This is a genomic window from Larkinella terrae, from assembly GCF_009668025.1.
Classification (GTDB): domain Bacteria; phylum Bacteroidota; class Bacteroidia; order Cytophagales; family Spirosomataceae; genus Larkinella; species Larkinella terrae.
This window is the reverse complement of sequence record NZ_WJXZ01000015.1, coordinates 310,717-333,113: the sequence shown is the minus strand read 5'-3', so window position 1 is coordinate 333,113 and position 22,397 is coordinate 310,717. Positions and strand designations below refer to the sequence as shown.

The 22,397-nt window shown below is 49.8% G+C and carries 20 protein-coding genes; 12 read left to right on the top strand and 8 right to left on the bottom strand.

Going from position 1 to position 22,397, the window contains the following annotated elements; genetic code table 11:
* Window positions 1-81: 81 nt before the first annotated feature.
* The 11 genes from GJJ30_RS30625 to metK all read left to right on the top strand — a co-directional run bounded on the left by GJJ30_RS30625 (window position 82) and on the right by metK (window position 12,982).
* Window positions 82-1,722 carry a TldD/PmbA family protein gene (locus tag GJJ30_RS30625; protein ID WP_154179042.1) on the top strand — a complete coding sequence of 547 codons (1,641 nt, stop codon included), beginning with the start codon at window positions 82-84 and terminating at the stop codon, window positions 1,720-1,722.
* Window positions 1,723-1,843: 121 nt separating this feature from the next.
* Window positions 1,844-3,178, top strand: coding sequence for a TldD/PmbA family protein (locus GJJ30_RS30620; protein ID WP_154179041.1), 1,335 nt, complete (start codon window positions 1,844-1,846; stop codon window positions 3,176-3,178).
* 132 nt (window positions 3,179-3,310) lie between these two features.
* Window positions 3,311-3,517, top strand: coding sequence for a hypothetical protein (locus tag GJJ30_RS30615; RefSeq protein WP_154179040.1), 207 nt, complete (start codon window positions 3,311-3,313; stop codon window positions 3,515-3,517).
* Window positions 3,504-3,923, top strand: coding sequence for a type II toxin-antitoxin system VapC family toxin (locus tag GJJ30_RS30610; RefSeq protein WP_154179039.1), 420 nt, complete (start codon window positions 3,504-3,506; stop codon window positions 3,921-3,923). The genes GJJ30_RS30615 and GJJ30_RS30610 overlap by 14 nt, the downstream gene beginning before the upstream one ends.
* Before the next feature lie 43 nt (window positions 3,924-3,966).
* The gene (locus tag GJJ30_RS30605) at window positions 3,967-4,584 is read left to right on the top strand and encodes a DUF4159 domain-containing protein (RefSeq protein WP_154179038.1); all 618 of its coding nucleotides are present in this window, start codon (window positions 3,967-3,969) and stop codon (window positions 4,582-4,584) included.
* A 3-nt stretch (window positions 4,585-4,587) separates the two neighbouring features.
* Window positions 4,588-5,580, top strand: a complete 993-nt coding sequence (locus tag GJJ30_RS30600) for an AAA family ATPase (protein ID WP_154179037.1) — start codon at window positions 4,588-4,590, stop codon at window positions 5,578-5,580.
* A 91-nt stretch (window positions 5,581-5,671) separates the two neighbouring features.
* Window positions 5,672-6,535: a DUF58 domain-containing protein gene (locus tag GJJ30_RS30595; protein WP_154179036.1), complete on the top strand. Its 864-nt coding sequence runs from the start codon at window positions 5,672-5,674 to the stop codon at window positions 6,533-6,535.
* Window positions 6,535-7,728 (top strand): BatA domain-containing protein, encoded by a 1,194-nt coding sequence (locus GJJ30_RS30590; RefSeq protein ID WP_170299310.1) that lies wholly within the window; start codon window positions 6,535-6,537, stop codon window positions 7,726-7,728. Before GJJ30_RS30595 ends, GJJ30_RS30590 begins: the two co-directional genes overlap by 1 nt.
* On the top strand, window positions 7,725-10,001 hold the full coding sequence (locus GJJ30_RS30585; RefSeq protein WP_154179034.1) for a hypothetical protein: 2,277 nt from the start codon (window positions 7,725-7,727) through the stop codon (window positions 9,999-10,001). The genes GJJ30_RS30590 and GJJ30_RS30585 overlap by 4 nt, the downstream gene beginning before the upstream one ends.
* A 152-nt stretch (window positions 10,002-10,153) precedes the next feature.
* On the top strand, window positions 10,154-11,671 hold the full coding sequence (locus GJJ30_RS30580; RefSeq protein WP_154179033.1) for a hypothetical protein: 1,518 nt from the start codon (window positions 10,154-10,156) through the stop codon (window positions 11,669-11,671).
* Between the two features lie 57 nt (window positions 11,672-11,728).
* Window positions 11,729-12,982: a methionine adenosyltransferase gene (gene metK / locus GJJ30_RS30575; RefSeq protein WP_154179032.1), complete on the top strand. Its 1,254-nt coding sequence runs from the start codon at window positions 11,729-11,731 to the stop codon at window positions 12,980-12,982.
* 66 nt (window positions 12,983-13,048) lie between these two features.
* Here metK and GJJ30_RS30570 read toward each other — a convergent pair whose 3' ends face one another.
* The 8 genes from GJJ30_RS30570 to GJJ30_RS30535 form a co-directional block, all read right to left on the bottom strand.
* A complete protein-coding gene (locus GJJ30_RS30570) occupies window positions 13,049-13,423 on the bottom strand; it encodes an HPF/RaiA family ribosome-associated protein (protein WP_154179031.1) in 375 nt (124 codons plus the stop codon).
* A gap of 263 nt (window positions 13,424-13,686) precedes the next feature.
* Complete coding sequence (locus GJJ30_RS30565) at window positions 13,687-14,547, bottom strand: SDR family oxidoreductase (protein ID WP_154179030.1); 861 nt, start codon at window positions 14,545-14,547, stop codon at window positions 13,687-13,689.
* An 18-nt stretch (window positions 14,548-14,565) separates the two neighbouring features.
* The gene (locus GJJ30_RS30560) at window positions 14,566-15,420 is read right to left on the bottom strand and encodes an SDR family oxidoreductase (RefSeq protein ID WP_154179029.1); all 855 of its coding nucleotides are present in this window, start codon (window positions 15,418-15,420) and stop codon (window positions 14,566-14,568) included.
* Between the two features lie 231 nt (window positions 15,421-15,651).
* A complete protein-coding gene (locus GJJ30_RS30555; protein WP_154179028.1) occupies window positions 15,652-17,043 on the bottom strand; it encodes an alkaline phosphatase family protein in 1,392 nt (463 codons plus the stop codon).
* Between the two features lie 79 nt (window positions 17,044-17,122).
* Window positions 17,123-18,352, bottom strand: coding sequence for a metabolite traffic protein EboE (eboE, locus tag GJJ30_RS30550; RefSeq protein ID WP_154179027.1), 1,230 nt, complete (start codon window positions 18,350-18,352; stop codon window positions 17,123-17,125).
* On the bottom strand, window positions 18,349-19,497 hold the full coding sequence (locus tag GJJ30_RS30545) for a 3-dehydroquinate synthase (protein WP_154179026.1): 1,149 nt from the start codon (window positions 19,495-19,497) through the stop codon (window positions 18,349-18,351). Before GJJ30_RS30545 ends, eboE begins: the two co-directional genes overlap by 4 nt.
* A gap of 95 nt (window positions 19,498-19,592) precedes the next feature.
* Window positions 19,593-20,468, bottom strand: coding sequence for a UbiA-like protein EboC (eboC, locus tag GJJ30_RS30540; protein WP_154179025.1), 876 nt, complete (start codon window positions 20,466-20,468; stop codon window positions 19,593-19,595).
* A 79-nt stretch (window positions 20,469-20,547) separates the two neighbouring features.
* On the bottom strand, window positions 20,548-21,480 hold the full coding sequence (locus GJJ30_RS30535; protein WP_154179024.1) for a TatD family hydrolase: 933 nt from the start codon (window positions 21,478-21,480) through the stop codon (window positions 20,548-20,550).
* Window positions 21,481-21,733: 253 nt separating this feature from the next.
* Between GJJ30_RS30535 and GJJ30_RS30530 the strand changes: the two genes are divergently transcribed.
* On the top strand, window positions 21,734-22,384 hold the full coding sequence (locus GJJ30_RS30530; protein WP_154179023.1) for a DUF4136 domain-containing protein: 651 nt from the start codon (window positions 21,734-21,736) through the stop codon (window positions 22,382-22,384).
* Window positions 22,385-22,397 lie beyond the last annotated feature (13 nt).

The window sequence follows — 22,397 nt, the reverse complement described above, 5'->3', positions numbered from 1 at the left end:
ATTCCTTTTTTAAAATAAATTCATTCGATTGGGATTGAATTTCGTTTAAATTGAACTACCTAACTTTATCACAAACAGATTTTGAACCGTCGAGATTTTCTCCAGCTAACCGGATTGGGCACCGGTGCGCTCATGTTGCCCAACAGCCCGGTTTTTGGTCGCTCGGTTGCGCCGGAAGCCCTGCTGGAACCCGGTTTAGAAGTGGCCGTCAAAAAACGGCTGGCCGATGCCGCCCTGAATGCCGCTAAAGCCAAAGGAGCCAGTTACACCGATATTCGGATTGGCCGGTATCTGCGGCAATTTGTAACCACGCGCGAAGACAAAGTGCAAAACATTGTCAATACCGAGTCTTTCGGGGTCGGCGTGCGTGTGATTGTCGATGGCTGCTGGGGATTTGCGTCCGTGGTCGACGCCAAAAGCGAAGCCCAAACCGCTAAAGCCGCCGAAGAAGCCGTAGCGATTGCCAAAGCCAACGCCCGCTTGATCAAACAGCCGGTGCAGCTTGCCCCGCAAAAAGGGTTTGGCGAAGTAAGCTGGAAGGCGCCGATCAAAAAAAACGCCTTTGAAGTGCCCATCAAAGAGAAGGTCGATCTGTTGCTGACAGTTAACGACGCTGCTTTGAAAAACGGCGCTAATTACGTCAATTCGGTATTATTCATGGTCAACGAACAGAAGTACTTCGCTTCGTCGGACGGTTCGTACATTGATCAGGACATTCACCGCATGTGGCCGACGTTTCGGGTAACGGCCATCGACCCGAAAACCGGTAAGTTCGAGACACGGAGCGAGTTGAGCGCGCCGATGGGCATGGGTTACGACTATTTGCAGGCGAATCCGAGCGACAAAATAGCTGGTATTACAACCCGCTACAACAAAGGCTACGACATGCTGGAAGACGTGACGGCGGCTGCCAGACAGGCGAAGCAAAAGCTCACGGCGAAGTCGGTCGAAGCCGGAAAATATGACCTCGTTCTGGACCCATCGCACCTCTGGCTGACTATCCACGAATCGGTGGGTCACCCGCTGGAACTGGACCGCGTGCTGGGCTACGAAGCCAATTTTGCCGGAACATCCTTCGCGACGCTGGATAAATGGAAATCGAAAAACTTCAATTACGGCAGCAAGCAGGTTAATCTGTTTGCCGACAAAACGCAGGTGGGTTCACTGGGCGCCGTGGGTTGGGACGATGAGGGCGTGGCCTGCAAAAAGTGGGATCTGGTGAAAGAAGGGACGCTGGTGAACTATCAGGCCATCCGCGATCAGGTGCACATTCTCGGCGAAACTGAATCGCAAGGCTGCTGCTACGCCGACAGTTGGGGTTCGGTGCAGTTTCAGCGGATGGCGAACGTATCGCTGGCGGCTGGCAAAACGCCGTTGTCGGTGGAGCAGATGATCAAGGACGTCAAGAAGGGCATTTACATCATCGGCGATGGTTCGTTTTCGATTGATCAACAGCGGTATAACTTTCAGTTTGGCGGTCAGTTGTTCTACGAAATCAAGAACGGACAGATTGCCGGAATGCTGAAAGACGTGGCCTATCAGTCGAATACGCAGGAATTCTGGAACTCCTGCACGCAAATCTGCGACGAGCGGGATTACCGCCTGGGCGGTTCGTTTTTCGACGGCAAAGGCCAGCCCATGCAGGTGAGCGCCGTCTCACACGGCAGTTCGACCACCCGTTTCAACGGCGTCAATGTGATCAATACAGCACGAAAAATTTAGGTTACGGTTTACGGTTTTTGGTTTACAGTTTTCGGTAGCTGACGCACAATTCCAATGCGTTGGCCAAGAATGCATCAGCCACCGAAAACCGTAAACCAAAAACCGTAAACGACTCAAAAATATGGTTCTTCTAACCGAAGCGGAAGCTAAGGCGTTGCTTCAGAAGGTGTTAAGTTATTCAAAGGCGGACGAATGTGTGGTGAACCTGTCGGGCGGAGAACGGGGAAATATCCGCTACGCCCGGAACGAGGTTTCGACCAGTGGGTCCACCATCAACCAGAATTTGCAGGTTCTGTCGGCTTTTGGGAAAAAAGTGGGGGTAGCAGCCATCGACGAGTTTGACGATGCCTCGCTGGAAAAAGTGGTCCGGCGGGCCGAGGAACTGGCACAACTGGCGCCCGAAAATCCGGAGTATGTCGGGGTGCTCGGACCCCAGCAATACCTGAAATCGGCGGGGTATTTTGAATCGACGGCTAAAATTACGCCCGCAGCCCGGGCCGAAGCCGTTGCCAAAAGTCTGGCCGTGTCGGGAAATCAAAAGCTGGCTGCTGCTGGTTTTCTGGAAGATTACCGGGGCTATTCGGCCATGATGAACTCCAAAGGTTTGTTTGCGTATTACCCCAGCACGAACGTGAATTTTTCGCTGACGGTTCGCACCGACGACGGTACGGGTTCGGGATACGTGACGCGCGGGTACAGTGATTTTTCGAAACTCGATACTGTTTCTGCCACCAAAATTGCGGTGGAAAAATGCCTGGGTTCGGTGGGCGCGCGGGCGCTGGAACCGGGAAAATATACGGTGATTCTGGAACCGACGGCGGGCGTGGTGTTGCTCGAAAACATCTTTTTTGGCATGGATGCCCGCAGCGCCGACGAAGGCCGGTCGTTCCTGAGCAAACCGGGTGGTAAAACCAAACTGGGCGAAAAGATTGTGGATGAGCGGGTTACAATTTTCTCTGATCCGACCAATCCGGAATTGCCCGCGTCGCCCTGGGCGGGCGATGGGCAGCCTCAGGAAAAAATCAACTGGATCGAGAAAGGGGTTGTGAAAAACATGGCCTATTCGCGTTTCTGGGCGCAGAAGAAAGGGGTAAAACCGGTTCCGTTTCCGAGCAATGTGATTATGGCGGGGGGCACGGCGTCGCTCGATGACATGATCAAGAGCACCCAGCGCGGTATTCTGGTGACCAAACTCTGGTATATTCGCTCCGTTGATCCGCAAACGTTGCTGCTGACCGGTTTGACGCGAGACGGTACGTTTTACATCGAAAACGGCAAAATCAAACACCCGATCAAGAATTTCCGGTTCAACGAAAGTCCGGTCATTATGCTGAATAACCTCGAAGCCCTGGGCAAGCCGGAGCGGGTGGTCAGCACGGAATCGAATTCGAATTACCTGATTCCGCCGATGAAAATCCGGGAGTTTACATTTAGTAGCCTTTCGGACGCGGTATAGATACAAGTTGTTACACAGGGTCAATCAGAGATAATCGGGGTTTATCGGAGAACTCCTCTGATTGCCTCTGATAAGCTCTATGTAACAATTTTTATCTGAAGAATTTTGTTAATTCGTTAAAACCATGCGGCTATGAGCAGAACAGAAGTAATTATTCAGGAAATAAACACGCTAAATTCGGATGAATTAGAGGTCGTTTATCACGAACTTCTTAAACGACTGAACCGAATTGGCCGAATCAAAACGACCCTGACTAAATTCCGGGGAAAAGGCGAAAACGTATGGTCGCAGGATGCTCAGGAATATGTAAATAAATTACGGGACGATGATCGTTTCTAAAATTTTTATTGATACGGCCCCACTGATTTATCTACTACAAAATCATACTGAATTCTATCCAAAAGTGGCTGGATTTCTGTTTCAGGCCGTTGAAAACAACGTTGAGTTCGAAACCAGTGTGTTGACTGTCAGTGAATTTTGTGTAAAGCCCGAACAAACGGGACGATATGATTTGATTAAAGATTTCGATATTTTTTTAAAAGAGCTTGATTGCCGGGTAGTGGATGTAACCTTGGAAATCGCAAAAACCGCATCGAAACTCAGAGCCAAATACTTGTTTTTAAAAGCTGTCGATTCGTTACAGATTGCCACTGCAATTGAGAATCAATGTGACAGGTTTCTGACGAATGATAAAAAGCTTAAAGGCATACAGGAAATCGAAATAATTGTGATTGCTGAGCTTTAAACAGGTTCGCGATCAGGTAAATAGTACATTTCATCAACGCATTTTGAAACCGTTCTTTTTCACCCGCATCCAGTACACTTCCGGCGATTGGGATACGGACCAGCGAATGCCGTCGAATCTGCTGCATTCCCTGGTTGAGTATACCACCATTCCAGTCGATGAAAAAGAAAAAGTGGTTCAATTGGCTAGTAATGAGATTTTTAAAAGTCCGTTCTGCTACCTGAGCGGCCATAAGCTGGTGGAGTTTTCGACGCAGGAGCGGGATCACTTCAAACGCTACGTTCAGAATGGCGGATTTGTATTTGTCGACGACTGCAACCACGACATCGACGGGCTTTTCGCCAAGTCGTTTGAGCAGGAAATGGCCCGTACGTTTGGCCCGAAAGCCCTGCAGAAAATTTCGAATACCCACCCGATTTACAACTGCTTTTTTCATTTTGAGGAAGGTCCGCCCACGACAACGTTTGAACTGAACGGCTGGGGCGACGATCTCGTACACGATTACCTCAAAGCCGTCCTGATTAACGGACGTATTGGTGTGCTTTACAGCAACAAGGATTACGGTTGCGAGTGGGATTACGACTTCCGCAACAAACGATTTCTGGCCGAGGATAATACCAAATTTGGGGTGAATATTGTTACGTACGCATTAACCGCCTAAGCATTGGAAACAAAGGAACTGACGCATTATAAAACCATCGTAGCCAAACTTCCGCAGCTAAAGAAGGAAATTGGGAAAGTGATTGTCGGACAGCAGGAGGCCATTGATGAAATTCTGATTTCGCTGCTGACGGGCGGTCATTGCCTGCTGGAAGGCGTGCCGGGTTTGGCCAAGACGTTGATGGTGAAAACGATGGCGGAAGCGTTGGAGATGAATTTTAAACGGATTCAGTTTACGCCGGACCTCATGCCGGGCGATATTATCGGTACGGAAATTCTGGAAGAGGATCATAACACCGGTAAGAAATTCTTCAAATTCAATCGGGGGCCGATCTTCGCAAATGTGGTGTTGGCCGACGAAATTAACCGCACGCCCCCCAAAACGCAGGCGGCTTTGCTGGAAGCCATGCAGGAGTACAAGGTGACCTACGGCGGAACTGACTACGAGTTACCACGACCCTTTTTGATCATTGCGACCCAGAATCCGATTGAACAGGCCGGAACCTATCCGCTGCCGGAAGCTCAGTTAGACCGGTTTTTGCTCTACATCCGCCTGAGTTATCCGTCTGAGCAGGAGGAACTGAGCGTGTTGAAAAGCACGACCGGAACCAGTCGTCCGGAACTAAAAACCGTACTGAGCGATCAGGAAATTATTGAGTTGCAATACCTTACCCGGCAGGTTCACATCAGCGATGAATTGATCGGGTTTATCAACAAACTGGTTCGATCGACGCGCCCCGAAAGCAGTTCGTCGGCTTTTGTGAAGCAATGGTGCGACTGGGGGGCGGGACCGCGCGCGGGGCAGGCACTTGTGCTTTGCTCGAAGGCAAGGGCGGTTTTGAACGAGCGGTTTTCGGTGATTCCTGAAGATATTCAGACGCTAGCCTATCCCATCCTGCGCCACCGCATCGCCTTGAATTTCAGAGCCGAAGCGGAAAATGTCACGACGGATCAGGTGATAAAAGAGTTACTAAGTAAAGTTGTATCGCAGAGTTGAGCGGAGTCAATAGAGTTAAGCGAAGAAAAAACAAAACTCTGCTTAACTCCTTTTAACTCCGCTCAACTCTGCGAAATAGTCTTTTTAACTGATGCAACTAGCGACGGATCTCATCAAGCTCAACAACCTTCAACTTGCCGGAAAACTGGTGAGCGATGAGTTGTTGCTGGGGATTCACGCCAGCAAGCGATCGGGTTCGGGGACGGAGTTTGAGCAATACCGCCACTATGAACCCGGCGACGATCCCCGGCGCATCGACTGGAAGCTGTATGCCCGGACGGCCAAGCATTTGGTGCGGGAGTCGGCGACGGAAAGCAATCTGCAAATCCGGTTTTTGCTGGACTTATCCGGTTCCATGAATTACAGCGAGCAGGGTGTAAGTCGTCTCGAATATGCCAAAATACTGCTGGCTTCGCTGGCTTATTTAGGCTATCGGCAAAGTGATCAAATGAGTTTATACGCCTTGCAGTATGGTGAATTAATGCCGCTGGTGCCGGTCGGAAAACAGGCGTTTCAACGGATTTTATTTGCATTGCAAAATGCTGAAGCTGCCGGACAATGGGTGCCCAAACAGGCTCGTTTTCCGGAGTTTCAGCATAAACAAAAGGAACTGCTGGTAGTTGTTTCTGATCTCCTGCAAGTGGATAACGAATGGCTGCAACTGATTAAAACCGTTGCCAGCCCGCGCCGGGAGATTGTGATTTTTCAGATCCTGGGAGAGCAGGAAATGGATTTTAACCTGAGCGGTTTTTACCGGTTCAAAGATTTAGAAACCGGTAGAGAAATCGAAGTTCAGGCTGAAACCATTCAGCAAACTTTTCGGCAGGCAGTTTCGGGTTATTTCAAAGAATTGGAGGAAGAATTGCTGCTGCCACATGTTCATTTGATTCGTATAAAACTCAATGAACCTGTTGCCAGGGCATTGAAAGATTTTCTGACCAGAAGGAGAGTTTGATGGAGTTTTTACAACCGGTATTGCTGTGGGGGATCGGGGCCGTAAGTATTCCGATTGTCATTCATTTCTGGCACCAGAAAAAGGGCAGGACCCTGGCGTGGGCGGCTACCCGCTGGCTCCAGGAGAAGGACCAGCCACCGCAGCGAGGAGTAAAGCTTGAGGACCTCTTATTGCTGGTTATCAGATGCTTATTGCATGTTCTGCTGGCGGTTTTGTTAAGCCAGCCCGTCGTTAACTGGTTCGCGAAACCGTCGGTTGTGCCAAAAGTTCATCTGGTCCAGCCGGAAAAACGGGTGATTGATAATTTTCGATTTGAATTGGAAGAAGCGATCAAAAAAAGTGAGGCTATTTACTGGATTAATGCATCGACTGCGTTGGCGAAGACTCCGAATGAATTGCCTGAAGAGCAGGTTTTTAATTCGACACAACTGCAATCTTCAATTAATAAGTTAGCCGCAGATCGTTCGGAATTACAACTTTACTTAATGAATAATCAGCAACTGGCTGATCTGCCGTTTATTCGGATTCCGGCTTCGTATAAGCTTCACACTTTTATTGATTCTGTCAATAAACCAAAAAAGAATTACCTGAAGTTAACATCCGGCCAGAACGTATTTATTAATCCGACAAATCAACTCGTCAATCGTCCGGTTTTAGAACCTATCAATCAATTTCAAACAACTCCGGCGCATGTCGGGGCTATAACAGTTTTAGTTAATTACCAGAATAAAACGGAGGAGAAAACCGTGCTCGCGGCAATTCAGGCATTATCGGAAGTGTATTCACTCAACCTATCGGTCGATACGCAAACAAATTCAACTCGGAACTATGACTGGATTTTAACTGATCAGGAAGTGAATAAACCGCTCGCGACCACTCTGTATATTGTCTCGGGAAAACTGAAAATACCGACCACTTCCAACGTGATTTATACGGAAGAAAGACTGAGCCCGAAAACCGCCGAAATGGTCGGAAGCGGGCAATTGCCCGAATGGCTGGGTGCGATGCTCATCTGGCATTTTAAACTCAATCTGGAGGTACTGCCGCTCAGTCAGGATGAGTTAAAGGCTTTGTTTGTTACTGTGCCTCTATCAGATCGGAAACAGCCGGAAAGTTTTCGTACCTGGATGTTGCTGGCTTTCATTGGTTTAGTTGGCATGGAACGGTGGGTGGCTTTGACAAAGAACACATGAACGAACTGAAACGCACGCTGGCGGCCCTTGTTTACCAACTCATTGCCAATGCGTTGCTGAGGAGCTTTTTGCTGGGCATTGCAACCGGGTTTGGTGCTCGGATTGTCGGCTTTTCGCCGAGTATTGCGCTCGTTATGGGCGTTCTCGGCTTTGGTCTTGGGGCCTGGATTACTCAGCTTTTTCGGAGCAAAAAAACGCAGGCAATCGCCATTATTCACCAAACGATTGGCGATGCGGAATACAGTTTGCCTTTGCTGGATAAAGAAGAATTAAACGTTGCCGAACGGCTTCAACTGGAGCGGTTAAACGACCGAATCCAGACCATCCGAATGCCGGTTCGGCAGGTTTTTTCGGTTCTATTTTCCAAAACCGGTTTGTACGTTTTGCTGGTTTTTATTTCCGGGGCGATTTACTACGGTTATCCGGTTTTTAAATCGACTGATTCGGTTCAGAAACGCTTATCAGAATACATCCCTGCAAGTCAGAAAGAAAACCACCCGCTTATTCCTGCTTTCCAAACCGCTTTGGTGCAGATTCAGCCACCGGGTTATACCGGTTTGCCCGACAAAGAATCTTCCGATCTGAATATTACGGCCATCAGCGGGTCAAGGCTGACCTGGCAATTACGCTTCAGCAAGCACGAAAATGTATCGGTTCGATTGGTCAATAGCCGTAACGAAGAGCTGGTATTTAAAAGAACGGAAAGCCATTTTGAATACCGCGATCAATTGGTTAGTTCCGGGATTTATGCAATTAGGGCCTATTGGAATTCTTCGTCGAAAAAAGACTCTTTAATTTATCAATCTGATTATTTTCGACTGGAAGCTCAGCCCGATCTGGCGCCCCGGATTCAGCCGGATTCCAAAGAGTTATACCGGTTTTATTTCCTAAAAGATGACAAAAACCTTCGTATCTCGGCGCGTATTTCGGATGATTTTAAAGTCCGGCAATCGTTCATTGTAGCGACCCTGGCGCGCGGTTCCGGAGAAAATGTCAAGTTTCGGGAGGTGAAATTTCCGTTGCCGCAATCGAATTTTAAAGACGCTCATCTAACCAAAATGATTGATCTAAAAGCGCTCGATTTTGCACCGGGCGATGAATTATATTATTACTGGGCTGCAATCGATAATAAGGAACCGGAACCAAATTTCGCCAAGTCGGATACGTATTTTGTCGTATATAAAGATACGGCGAAAGTGGACGAAGCTGAGCTGGCAACGATGGCGGTTAATATCATGCCGGAGTATTTTCGGAGCCAGCGCCAGATTATTATCGATACGGAAAAGCTGATCACAAAACGAAAAAAACTGGCTGCCAGCGCGTTTAAAAGTGCGTCGAACGAAATCGGCTTTGATCAGAAAGCGTTGCGCTTGCGCTACGGGCAATACCTGGGCGAGGAGTTTGAAAATTCAATTGGCGGGCATGACCTAGTGGCCGAAGGAAATGTGCTGGAAGGATTTATTCACAAACACGACACGGACGAAGAGAAAAATGCGCCGAAACCTTTCGCTTTCAAAGCCATCGAAAAAGCTGAAAATGAGCAGAAAAAGGAACTTCCCGCGCCGGATGAGCATAGTCACGACCACGGCAAAAGCGAAACCGGGAGCGGGAAGGACGACCACGTAGCGGCTTTGCTGGAGCAATATATTCATTCGCACGACGATGGAGAAGCCAATACGTTTTATGAACAATCGACCCGAAGTTTATTGAAGATGGCGCTGGAGCAGATGTGGCAATCGGAACTGCACCTGCGTTTATACGAACCGGAAAAAGCACTGCCTTTTGAGAATAAAGCCTTGATTTACTTAAAAGCCGCCCAGCATAAAGCCCGGACTTTTGTGAAGAAAAGCGGATATGATCCCCCGCCGATTAAAGAGAAAGAAACCCGATTAACCGGCGAATTAAATAAAGTAAATACCCGCTATAACCAGGAGCGAATGTACAGCCCATTACAACTCGGGAGATTGGCAGGAGAGGTTTTAGGCTATCTGGACTTAAATGCATTGACTTCCAGGCAGCGATTAACAATACAACAATTGAGTTCGGCATTGACCAATCCTATCATTAACAGCAGTTTATCAAACTGGTCGGTTATTACGGTTTTGCAAAAAATGGGAGATGGAAAACCACTTTCCGGAAAAGAGAAAGCAGAACTGAAAACAAAATTATATTCCCTTGCCGGAGCTGCGTCCCGAAACGAAAAACGTTCTGGAATCGGAACGTATTCGAGCGAACGGAAACTCGAACAGTCGTTCTGGCGTCATTTAAAATGAAATTATTCGATCACTTATCCGTCACTTTTAATCCGTCTGATCCGGTTAACTGGGTCATTCTGGTGTTTTTGGTGACGATATTAGTTGTACAAATTAGACTGATTAGGAGAAACAAATCGCTTTCCGTTCAAAGAAAATGGATCAAGTTTGGTTTGAATGGATTCTTGTGGGTTTTGCTGGTTGGCTATTTTTTGCAGATCGAATGGGAGAAACCGGCGGATACCAAACCGATTTTTATGGCTGATGTGAATGTACCAACAGCCTATTTGAATCACCTGAAAGATAGTTTAAAAATCGCCGACGTCGTTCGGGATAATGCATTAAAAACCTCTTCGTTTCGTGCGCGTCTTTTTGACGGGACAATTGATTCAGTGAACTTAATTGGCACCGGTTTTTCGCCTGATGTATTGGGGCAACTGAGTCGCCAGACCGTTCAATGGATTCCGTATTATCCGCCCGATCAGGCGCAGGTAATCCGGTGGAAAGGAATGGTTCGGAAAGGCGAAATGCAGCGCGTTAGCGGTTCGATATATTCTTCTCAGAAACAGGTACTTAAGCTACGGTTTGGCAACCAGACGCTGGATAGTTTATCGTTGCGCGCCGGATTGAATGATTTCAGATTGGAGTTTCCCGCTTTTGCGTTGGGTCGCAGCGAAGTGGAACTGGTTTTGAACCAGAAACCGCTCGATACGCTTCGGTTTTTTGCCCGGAATCCGGAACCGGTTTCCTACCAGTTTATTCTGGACAGCCCGGATTTTGAAAGTAAAACGCTCGCCGACTGGCTGGGGAAGCGGGGGCATTCCGTTCAACTGATTTCCACCATTTCGAAAGACATTCGTAACCGCGTCAGTATCAACCGGGCGGCTAGTCCCAACGTTTTTATCACTGATCCGGCCAATGCCACGAATCCGGTGGTGAAGAAAGCCGCAGCCCAGGGCAAACCCGTCTTGTTTATCAATGTATCGGATGCGGAAGCGGATTGCCAAACCATCAATCAGGCCCTGGGTACGAACTGGAAATTGAAGAAAGTTTCGAACGAAGCTACGGTTTCGCTCCGGAACGGAATTCAGGCATTGCCGTATCAACTGACGGATGCGATCAATCAATTTGGGGTAAACGGTTATCCGGTTGCGATTCAGAAAACCGCTGCCCGAATCGGACTGAGCTTGCTAACCGAAACATTTCCGCTGAAATTAAGTGGCGACAGCCTGGCGTATGATCGGATCTGGACGTCGATTCTGGCGCAACTACAGCCTTCGTATCCGAATCAGATTCAACTGGAGGCACCGGTTTTTCAGGGAGTCCCGTTCGGAGTTCATTTCAATAATCTGACGACTAAACCGGCCAAGGTTCGCATCGGAAAAGATGCCGTTGCCTTAACGTATTCGCCGATTAACGGCTTGTCGGCGGAAACTTCGTATCGCTTCGCGCAGTCGGGCTGGCACCCTTTTCAGGACTCTCTGGCGGTTTATGTGGAAGAATCAAGCGAAAAACCGGTGTATGGCAATCGGCTGGTGAGCGACTATTTGCGAGCCCGTTCCGTCGAAAACAGCACACAAAAAACCGCTCTTCAGCGCCAATTTCCCGCTAAAATCCCAGATTGGATTTGGATACTGCTATTCATTGGCTCTTTCACCGCGCTTTGGATTGAACCTAAATTTAGGATTTGACCTGTCATAAAATTCCAGTAGCTTTGTGGCTGTTTCCAGTCTTAAATCTCACGTACAATGCCCTATCTATTTACCTCAGAGTCAGTCTCTGAAGGACATCCCGACAAAGTTGCGGATCAGATTTCCGATGCATTGATCGACCATTTTCTGGCTTACGACCCTTCCAGCAAGGTTGCCTGCGAGACGCTCGTTACAACTGGACAGGTAGTTTTGGCCGGGGAGGTAAAAACCACCACATACCTCGACGTTCAGAAAATTGCCCGGGAAGTGATCCGACGTATTGGATACACCAAGAGCGAATACATGTTTGAAGCCGACTCGTGCGGCATTTTGTCGGCCATCCACGACCAGTCTGCCGACATCAACCAGGGTGTTGAACGTGCCAATCCGGAAGATCAGGGCGCGGGTGACCAGGGTATGATGTTCGGGTATGCGACCAACGAAACGGACAATTACATGCCGCTGCCGCTTGATCTGGCCCACAAGATTCTGCAGGAAATGTCGTATATCCGGAACAACGATTCAAGCGTTCTGCCGTATCTCCGGCCGGATGCCAAATCGCAGGTGACGATTGAATACAGCGACGACCACAAGCCCATTCGGATTGATACGATCGTAGTTTCGACGCAGCACGACGATTTCGGCACCGATGCGGTGATGCTCGAGCGGATTCGCCAGGATGTAATCAACATTGTGATTCCGCGCGTGAAAGCCGCCCTGAAACCGGAATTACAGGAGCTGTTTACGGATGACATTACGTATTATATCAACCCCACGGGCAAATTTGTCATCGGCGGACCGCACGGTGATACGGGGCTGACGGGCCGAAAAATCATTGTCGATACCTACGGCGGAAAAGGAGCTCACGGTGGTGGCGCCTTCTCCGGCAAAGATCCTTCGAAAGTGGACCGTTCGGCGGCTTATGCTACGCGACACATTGCTAAAAACCTGGTGGCGGCTGGTCTTTGCGATCAGATTCTGGTTCAGGTTTCTTACGCCATTGGAGTGGCAAAACCGTGTGGATTGTACGTCAATACCTATAATTCCGCCAAAGTTGACCTGACCGACGGTGAAATTGCGACCAAAATCGAAGAGCTTTTTGATATGCGGCCGTATGCCATCGAACAACGTCTGAAACTGCGGAATCCGATTTATTCCGAAACCGCGGCTTACGGCCACATGGGTCGCCAGAACCAGGTCGTGAAGAAAGTATTCGGAGCAAATGGTAGCACGAAAGAGGTTGAAGTTGAACTGTTTACGTGGGAAAAACTCGACTACGTGGATAAAGTGAAAGAAGCGTTTAGTCTGTAAAATCACTGGGTACATACGAAAAAAGCCGCCCTTAAAAGGCGGCTTTTTTGTTGAAAAACGTAGCAACTAAAACTCGATGTCTTCATTAACCACATCGGCTTCAACTAAATCCTTGGATTCATTGATCTGCTGCGCAGAAATATTTCGGTGTTTATCTTTATGACGTTTCAACTTGTTTTTGAGCGTATCGATCACTACATCGGTTGATTCTTCGAACGTAGTGCCCTGCTGGCGGACAAAAATCGAGTCGCCCGGCAAAAACAGTTTAACTTCGACGATTTTCTGTTTGACTTTGCTGGTATCGCTTCCCTCTAACCTTAAATACACCTCACCGCTGATAATCTGGTTGTTGAAGGTGTCTAATTTGTCAAGCTTCTTCTGAATGAAGTCCAGCAACTTTTGGTCTGCCGTAAAATGGACGCAATGAATTTGAATTCTCATACGTGTCACATGGTTTTAAGTTAAACAAGGAACCCACGGACTACCTAAGTTTGGAAAACCAATTGACAGTGTCAATAGGCTGAAAGAAATGTCCAACTTAGGATATTGTCCCAATTTATACGAATGCTAGCTTACGACTCATAACCAACACTTATCGTACCAATCCCGAACGGGGTTGACGTAAAAATTCTTTTTATTGTCTAATTATTCGATTTGAAAATTCACCCAATCCGACCGTTTTGAAGGTGCTTTTGGGTTCATTTCTAGGAATTGACGACCTCCCCGCCGTTGACGTGCATGACCTGCCCCGTAATGTAGGAAGCATCTTCGGAAGCCAGAAAAACGTAGGCAGGGGCCACTTCCGCCGGTTGCCCAACGCGTTCGAGCGGGGTATCTTTTCCGAATTCCGCTACTTCCTTTTCCGTTTTTGTCGATACGATCAGGGGTGTCCAGATGGGGCCGGGCGCTACGGCGTTGACCCGAATGTTGCGTTCCACCAAATGTTGTGATAAGGAGCGCGTGAAGGCCGTAACAGCCCCTTTGGTGGAGGCATAATCGATCAGTGCTTTACTGCCGCGATACGAGACAACGGAAGTCGTATTGATGATGCAGTCGTAAGCTCCCATGTGGGCCAGCGCCTGCTTGGTCAGTCGGAAAATGGCGAGAATGTTCAGCTCGAAGGTTTCAATCAACTGCTGATCCGTGATATCGGTAAACTCCTGCTGTTCTACGTGGTTGGCGGCATTATTCACCAGGATATTAATGTGGTGATAAACGGAAACCACCTGGTCAACTGCCTGTCTGATAAATGCCGGATTGCGCAGGTCACCGGCAATGAGCAGACACCGACGCCCGGTGGCTTCGACCAGCGCTTTTGTCTTTTGCGCATCCTCCACTTCGCGGGGATGGTGGATGATGGCCAGGTCAGCACCTTCGTGGGCAAAATGGACGGCAACGGCCCGGCCAATACCGCTGTCACCACCCGTGATGAGGGCAATTTTATCCTGCAACTTGCCACTGCCGACGTATTCCTCCCGAATGTAAATCGGCTGCGGATGCATTTCATGCTCCAGTCCCGGTTGCTCATTCTGGTGCTGGGGCGGGGTTTCAAGTTCTAAATTCATGGCTGTAAGGAAATCGAATCAGGCGTTGACAATGGTGCCGCCGTTGGGGTGAATGGTTTGTCCGGTCACGTAACTGGAATCATTGGACGCCAGATAAACATAGGCCGGTGCCACTTCGCTGGGCTGTCCGGGACGTTTCATTGGCACATCCTGGCCAAATTGGGCCACTTCCTTTGCCGGAACCGAAGCCGGATTCAGGGGTGTCCAGATCGGGCCGGGGGCAACCCCGTTGACCCGGATTTTCTTCCCGGCCAGATTCGACGACAACGCCCGCGTAAAACTCATGATGGCACCTTTTGTCGAGGAATATTCCGGCAAGTCGGCCTTGCCCTGAAAAGCCGTGACGGAGGTCGTATTGATGATACTATCGCCCTCATGCAGGTGTTTGACGGCCGCCCGCGTTACCCGGAAAAAGGAGTAAATGTTGATTTCAAATGTATTGACCAGATCGTCATCGGTCATTTCCTCAAACTTCTTGTGGGTCAGTTGCAGGGCCGCGTTGTTCACCAGAATGTTCAGTTTGCCAAACCGCCGGACGGTATCTTCCACAATCTGTTCGCAATAAACCGGATTGCGTAAATCACCGGGCAAAAGCAGACATTGACGCCCTTCGGCCTTTACTAACTCGCTGGTTTTCTGCGCGTCGCCTTCTTCCCGCATTGTATAGGAAATCGCTACATCCGCACCTTCTCGGGCAAAATGAACGGCAACGGCCCGGCCAATGCCGCTATCTCCGCCCGTAATCAACGCCACTTTTCCCTTCAATTTGTCAGACCCCACATAGGTATACCGAATCACTTTCGGCTGCGGATCCAGTTCGCTTTCCAGACCCGGTTGCATGTCCTGATGCTGGGGCGGAATTTTCGTTTCCATACCGTTCTTTTTGTCGTTGAGTAAATCAGAAAGCTGATTAGATAAAAGAGGTTAGACAAGAGAATAAAGACCATCTAATTCGCAGAATCTAGCCTCTCACCTCTTTTATCACTTGTCTAGTTAATAAACCCGATCGTTTGTTGATTGATCGAATTCTATTATTTAACGGGCCAATAAAAAAGCCCGCTGTTTGCAAACAACGGGCTTTGGGTGTTAATAAAGTACTAGTTATCAGGCGGTTTTCTGAGGAATTTCAGCGGTTAGCGACTCCCAGATTTTTTCGTACACATCGACTGCCTTGAGCGGTTTTTGCCCCTGACCTTTCCGCGACGAAACAAAAACCGGGTGATAGGCAGTTGGCGTATTCACGCGGCCGTGCGAGCCTTTGATCAGCGTCGCATCAAGCGGAATGACGTTCATCAGGTAGCGGAAACCCAGTTTTTTCCGGATCAGTTTGTAACCGGCCTTCAGTTTGATCATCGGGTTGGCCGGATCCATGAACATCTCGACCGGATCGTACCCCGGTTTGCGGTGAATGTCGACCAGCCGGGCATAATCGGGAGCTTTGGCATCGTCGAGCCAGTAATAATACGTAAACCAGCTTTCGGCGTCGGCCACCACCACCAGGTCGCCCGAGCGTTCGTGGTCGATGTGGTATTTTTTCTTCCCGGCTTCGTCCAGAACCAGCTCAACGCCCGGCGTTTTTTCCAGAATCGAGCGCACCTGCGCGGCACAACCCGGGTCGTTGATGTAAACGTGGGCAACCTGATGATCGGCCACGGCAAAGGCCCGCGACGCACCCGCATCCAGCAATTCCAGCCCCTGTTCAACCCGCACGTTAATCAATCCGGCGTCGCGGAACAGGCGGTTTAAATGAATCGGTTTGCTGACATTCGTGATGCCGTATTCCGACAGCATGATAATCTCCGCATTTTGACGTTCGTAATGCTGAATCAAATCTTTGCAAACGTCGTCGATTTCGTGCAGTTCTTTTGAGATTTTACTAAAATCCGGGCCGAATTTTTGCAAACAGTAATCCAGGTGCGGCAGATAAATCAGCGTTAATGTCGGATTGTGCCAGCGGTCAACGAGCAGTGACGCATCGGCAATCCAGCGGGTCGATTTGATGTTGGCGTTGGGTCCCCAGAAACTAAACAGCGGAAATGTGCCCAGCGCTTCCTGGAGCCGGTCGCGGAGGTCGGAGGGATGGCTGTAGCAATCGGGCGCTTTCACGCCGTCGGCGTGGTATTGCGGACGGGGTGTTACCGAAAAGTCGGCGGAAGAATACATATTGTACCACCAGAACATTTTGGAAACCGTAAACGACGGATCGAGTAGCCGGGCGCGTTCCCAGATTTTCTCGCCACCGACCAGCTTGTTCGACTGTTTCCAGAATTTTACCTCACAGTCCGTGCGGTCATACCAGCCGTTCCCGACAATGCCGGTTTCGGTCGGCCATTTCCCGGTTACATACGTCGATTGAACCGCAGTCGTGACCGCGGGGAGCATCGGTTCGATGGAGGAAAGTTGTTTGTCAGACACCCACTGCTTCAGAAAGGGCGTATGCTCCCCAATCAGCGAAGATGATAAGCCCACAACGTCGATTACTACGGTTTTTTTCATAGCAAGGTATAATATCGAACACCGAATATCGAACGTGTGCGGAGCTATTTCAACATTCGTTATTCATTATTCGTTATTTCTATTTCTTAATCTCATTTACGACCCATTCCATTTCCCGTACAATCGAATCATTCAACCGTTGTTTGAGATCTTCGGGCAGCACTTCCCAGGTGTAAGTTTCGACTTCCATCTGGGTTGTAAATGGGGTTTGTTTCTGTAAACGAATCACTTCGACAATATCATCCTGGGTCGATTGCAGCAGGCCGTAATCGTCCACAAACAGCGGGACGTGGAAGTGCGACCGCCATTCGACGTGGTTTTTGTTGAAAGCCTGCAGGGCTTCTGGCAAATCCGGAAACCGGAGCAATTCGCCGTCTGAATTCCGGGCCACCACCTGATGCAGATAGGTCGGTTCGTTGAACTGCCGGAATTGATCCAAAACTGCTTCCCGGCTGTTTCGTTCCACCGGAAAAGTTGCTTTCAAGGCCGCACTGATCTGGATTTTACCCACTTTCAGGTCGTTGTCTTTCAGCTTTTTCAGCACTTCTTCCGGGCGTTCATACCCGACCGCAAAGTGGCAAACGTCGTAGCAAAGCTGGACGTGTTCGCGCAAAGCCGCTTCGCACTCGCCCGCCGACCAGCCGAATTCGTCGTTCAGCCGTTCAATGCCAATGGGTAGCAGATACAGGTTAAACCATTCGATGAATTCGTCAGCGGTTTCCAGCAATCCGTCGGGTTCGGGTTCGAGATCGAGGTGCAGGCTGATGCCATCCTGTTGCTTGATGCGTACCAGTTCTTCCACCACCGTCATCAAGCGCTGCGTCGTCACTTCAAAAACCCGGTCGCGCTCCCCCGGTTTTTCCCACTGAAACCAGTGCCGATAGGAGAGCGGAGAAGTCGAAATTCCGGCTTCAACGATGCCATTTGGCCCATTTTTGGGTAGCAGAAACGCCAGTTGGCGAAACAGCCGGATGGTGTAATCGACACGTTCGGGCGTTTGCCAGTCGGGCGTGTGAACCTGATCCTTCACGCGGGTGCGGTGAAAACCGCCGTACGGAAAACCGTTCATCGTGAAGATGTAGCAATCGTTTTCGGCCAGCCAGTTCTGAAACTCGGTCAGACGCTCCGGCTGGTTGATTTCCTGACTGGCGATGTTGGATAACCGCAGGCCGATTCCAAACGGCGCATCGGGCGAGAGCCGTTGCTTGATGGTCGGAATAGCCTGTTGCAAGGCAGCGAAATGCTCCGCCCAATGTTCACCGGCATGAATATTCGTGCAGTAACCGAGATGTCCCAGCGGGGTTTTCATGCAGGTTGTATTTCGTCTTCTTTTAAGATCCCAATGACTTCGCGAATCAGTTCCTGATCCATTTCGTGGACTTCCACGCCTTTACCAATCGCTTTGAGCAGCATGATGGTCAGTTGGCCGCCGAGGTGTTCGCGGAATTCATCCAGTCCTTTCAACACGCCGTCGCCGTCCAGCGCCGGATGGAAGAGAGGAAAGCCGAGCGTCCGTTCCAGGTTCAGAATGCGGTTGGCGTCGGTTTCGCTCAGCCAGCCCAGGCGCTGCGAATAAAGGCTATCAACCGCAATGCCGATGGCGACGGCCTCGCCGTGCCGAATCTCAAAATCAGTAAGTTGTTCGAGTTTATGAGCGCTCCAGTGTCCAAAATCCAGGGGCCGCGACGAGCCCATTTCGAAGGGATCTCCGCTGGCAATGTGGTCGAGGTGGAGTTCGGCACAGCGGTGAATCAACTGCTGCATCGTGTCCAGATCGCGGGCGGCCAGTTTTTCGGCTTGCGTTTCGAGCCACTCGAAGAACGGCTTGTCTTTTATCAAAGCTACTTTAATGGCTTCGGAAATGCCCGCTCGCCAGTCGCGGTCGTCGAGCGTTTTCAGAAAATCGGCATCGTTGAAAACTGCTATGGGTGGAGCAAAGGAACCGAGAAAGTTTTTCTTGCCCTTGTAATTAACGCCGTTTTTGACGCCAATCCCGGAATCGTTTTGCGACAGAACTGTCGTCGGAATCCGGATGTGCCGGATGCCCCGGTGCGAAATTGCGGCCACATAGCCCACAAGATCCAGCACCGAACCACCTCCGACGGCAATAATGTAGGAATGCCGGTCGATACCGTACCGATCAACGGCGTCGATGAGCTGATCCACGAGCGCCGGATCATTTTTTGACCCTTCGCCACCGGGAATAACGATCAGATCAGGAACCAGTTCGACAATTGAAACCCGGGAAAAATACGCTTTGATCTGATTCAGTAAGTCCGGATGACTGGCCGTAACCCCCTCATCCAGAACGAATAAAAGCTTTTTACGAAACCCTTCCGTATGCCGGTTTTTCAAAAACTCAAGTAAAGTCGGATTGGTACTTTCAAACAGACGATCAGAAAAAAATACGTCGTAGGTGAACGGAACGCTGAAGGATTGGTGAAGGGTATTCATTCCCGAAATAATGATTAAAATAGAATGCAAAGGTACTTAAAAAACAAAACTGACAGTTTGTCTTTTAAAACAACGTAATAGCCGGATGCGTTCGGCTAGGTGACGGCAAAAACTTTCGCCAGCAGTCGCGACAAAGGGAGCAGACAGGCCACCAGCATGGCCAGTGGAAATGAGGCAAATGCGGCTACCCAAGCCGCATTCATCACAATCAGGGACAATACGCCCGATTTGACGGCCATACCAATGTTGCGTCCCGACGGTTCGCGGATGGCCAGCCAGAGGGGTGGAAAAATAAAATAACCGAAGAGCAACAGGAACGGGATGGCGGTTCCGAGCTGACTTTGTTGTTGGGCAATTGCGCCGATGCAGCCGATGACCAGGCCATACAGCAAACCCGCAACCCGCAAAACCATCGGATTTCCGCCGTGTACTTCGCCCCGGCTGATCATGGTGATGGCGGCAATGTAAACGATCGGAATGACACCCAGCGAAGCCCAGAGCGTCAGTTGATCGGGTAATGCACTCATTCCCAACGCGAGGTTCAAACCCCGGCAAAGTCCCATATTCAAGGGGCCGAGGATGGCGTTGTGTTTGCCGAATTTATCATATACCAGCGACGCCACACTGATCGCGACGGCCAGCAAACCCGCCGTTGAATTGACCATAAAGGCCGCGCTGATACCGATGGCCAACAACAAACCGCCCAGCAAAGCCGCCTGCGTCAGACTAACCAGTCCGCTCGGAATGGGTCGTTCGGGCCGTTCGACGGCGTCGAGTTCCGCATCGAAAACATCATTGAACACCACGCCACCGCCATAGAGTCCGACCGTCGAGAGGCAGAGCCAGCCCACCGGCGCCGGGTCGGCATCAGGAATAACGTAGTACCCGGCAATCGCCATTCCCGCCATGACATCAGCAACGGCGGTGACGAGATTGGCAGGGCGGGTTAGGCGGAGGAGGGGAAGGAGCATTGAAATGAACAATGAACAATGAATAATGAACAATGATTAGAAGCGGAAGCCAATTCATTGTTCATTATTCATTATTCATTTATTTTATTATGGTTGATGATTTATCTACCCGGGGGGCCTGGCCACCGCGGAGGATGGAACTGCCGTTGTACCGCTGGCTTTGGTCGACGTCGACGGGTTGGTCGAAATCGGCGAGGCTGATCTGGCCGCTTTGCGCAAAAGCGGTGACGGCATTCTCAAAAGTTACCAGTCGGATGGTTTCGTCGGAGATACCGCTTTCTTTCATCAGGGCCGCGGTTTTGGGCAAGGCCAGCGGATCGCTGATGCCCCAATCGGCGGCCGAATTGATCATAATCCGCTCGGGGCCATACTGTTTCACCACTTCGACCATGCGCTCGTTCCCCATTTTCGTAAAGGGATAAATCGTGAAACCGGCCCAGAAACCCCGATCGAGGACTTCCTTGACGGTTTCTTCGTTATTGTGATCGACAATCACCAGTCCGGGGTCCAGGCCGTGCTCGAGCGCGATGTCCATGCTGCGGCTGGTGCCCTGTTTTTTGTCGCGGTGGGGCGTGTGAATCTGCACCGGCAAACCGGCTTCTTTGGCCAGATCCAGCTGCGCCCGGTAGTATTTTTCTTCGGCGGGAGTCTGATCGTCGAAACCAATTTCGCCGACGCCGACCACGCCTTCCTTGTAGATAAACAACGGCAGAATTTCCATCACCTGCTCGGCCAGCGCTTCGTTGTTGGCCTCCTTGGAGTTCAGGCCGATGGTGCAATAATGCCGGATGCCGAACTGGGAGGCCCGAAACCGCTCCCAGCCCACCAGGCTGGCAAAGTAATCGCGAAATGAATCGACGCCCGTGCGCGGCTGTCCGAGCCAGAAAGCCGGTTCGATCACGGCCACAATCCCGGCGTCGGCCATTGCCTGATAATCATCGGTGGTGCGGGATGTCATGTGAACGTGCATGTCAAAAAACTTCATCCCGCGTACTGTATCTAAAAAACTCATGGGTTTATCGGCTTTAAAAAGCAAAGGTAGTCGGGCTTCAACCGAGTTGCAACGTGCCCGTTGACTTTAGCCCGTGTTTTTCTTTAGGTAAGATTTTTCAAAGCGAATCATACTCAAAAAAGCGAAACAAGTCGATCGGTACCCCATTAGATTTTAATTAAAAACTGAATCCAAAACCGTTTGGTTAATCAAAAACGATGCATTTATCGTTATTTATTTAAAAAGTAAGCTAAGTAAAAAGTAATTCAACATCATGAAAACCGTATTTCAGATTCTGCTGTGGGCGAGCATTTGTGGAGGGATTGGAAGTGGAGTCAGTTCCTGCCGACCCGACCCGCTCAACGACCTGACGCCGGAAGACAGCCAGGTTTTTATTACCAATCACGACCGTTCGGTCAATTTTGCGAACTATAAAACGTACAGCCTGCCGGACTCGGTGGTGGAAATGGTGAATGACCGGCAAACCGTATCGATGTCGACCCTCGACCAGCGCGTGCTGGATAAACTGGCGCAAACGATGACCGGACTGGGCTACCAGCGCGTGAACCGGAATACCAATCCGGATTTGGGCCTCGCCGTTATGAAAATCAACAATAGCTACGTGGGCGTTACCTCAAATCCGTATTCCGCGTATTACCTGGATTATTGGGGCTACGGCGGTCTGGGCGGCTTCGGCGGTTATAGTCCGTATTATCCCAGCTATTATTCATTTTACGAGGTAAGTGACACCTACTGGTTGATCCAACTGATCGATCTGAAGAACCCCAACACCGCCGATCAGAAGCTGAACGTTGTGTGGCAAGCCCAGATTCGTGGCAACGGCATCTTCGACGAAACGTCCGTTGATTCCATTATTACCAAAGTGTTCGATCAGTCAACGTATTTAAAAGAGACAAAAGAGTAGAGACAGGAGATGT

Excerpts from the sequence above, each read along its gene's own strand:
- GJJ30_RS30620 (WP_154179041.1), top strand. The coding sequence starts at position 1,844 with ATGGTTCTTCTAACCGAAGCGGAAGCTAAGGCGTTGCTTCAGAAGGTG.
- GJJ30_RS30615 (WP_154179040.1), top strand. The coding sequence starts at position 3,311 with ATGAGCAGAACAGAAGTAATTATTCAGGAAATAAACACGCTAAATTCG.
- GJJ30_RS30610 (WP_154179039.1), top strand. The coding sequence starts at position 3,504 with ATGATCGTTTCTAAAATTTTTATTGATACGGCCCCACTGATTTATCTA.
- GJJ30_RS30595 (WP_154179036.1), top strand. The coding sequence starts at position 5,672 with ATGCAACTAGCGACGGATCTCATCAAGCTCAACAACCTTCAACTTGCC.
- GJJ30_RS30590 (WP_170299310.1), top strand. The coding sequence starts at position 6,535 with ATGGAGTTTTTACAACCGGTATTGCTGTGGGGGATCGGGGCCGTAAGT.
- GJJ30_RS30585 (WP_154179034.1), top strand. The coding sequence starts at position 7,725 with ATGAACGAACTGAAACGCACGCTGGCGGCCCTTGTTTACCAACTCATT.
- metK (WP_154179032.1), top strand. The coding sequence starts at position 11,729 with ATGCCCTATCTATTTACCTCAGAGTCAGTCTCTGAAGGACATCCCGAC.
- GJJ30_RS30570 (WP_154179031.1), bottom strand. The coding sequence starts at position 13,423 with ATGAGAATTCAAATTCATTGCGTCCATTTTACGGCAGACCAAAAGTTG.
- GJJ30_RS30565 (WP_154179030.1), bottom strand. The coding sequence starts at position 14,547 with ATGAATTTAGAACTTGAAACCCCGCCCCAGCACCAGAATGAGCAACCG.
- GJJ30_RS30560 (WP_154179029.1), bottom strand. The coding sequence starts at position 15,420 with ATGGAAACGAAAATTCCGCCCCAGCATCAGGACATGCAACCGGGTCTG.
- GJJ30_RS30555 (WP_154179028.1), bottom strand. The coding sequence starts at position 17,043 with ATGAAAAAAACCGTAGTAATCGACGTTGTGGGCTTATCATCTTCGCTG.
- eboE (WP_154179027.1), bottom strand. The coding sequence starts at position 18,352 with ATGAAAACCCCGCTGGGACATCTCGGTTACTGCACGAATATTCATGCC.
- GJJ30_RS30545 (WP_154179026.1), bottom strand. The coding sequence starts at position 19,497 with ATGAATACCCTTCACCAATCCTTCAGCGTTCCGTTCACCTACGACGTA.
- eboC (WP_154179025.1), bottom strand. The coding sequence starts at position 20,468 with ATGCTCCTTCCCCTCCTCCGCCTAACCCGCCCTGCCAATCTCGTCACC.
- GJJ30_RS30535 (WP_154179024.1), bottom strand. The coding sequence starts at position 21,480 with ATGAGTTTTTTAGATACAGTACGCGGGATGAAGTTTTTTGACATGCAC.
- GJJ30_RS30530 (WP_154179023.1), top strand. The coding sequence starts at position 21,734 with ATGAAAACCGTATTTCAGATTCTGCTGTGGGCGAGCATTTGTGGAGGG.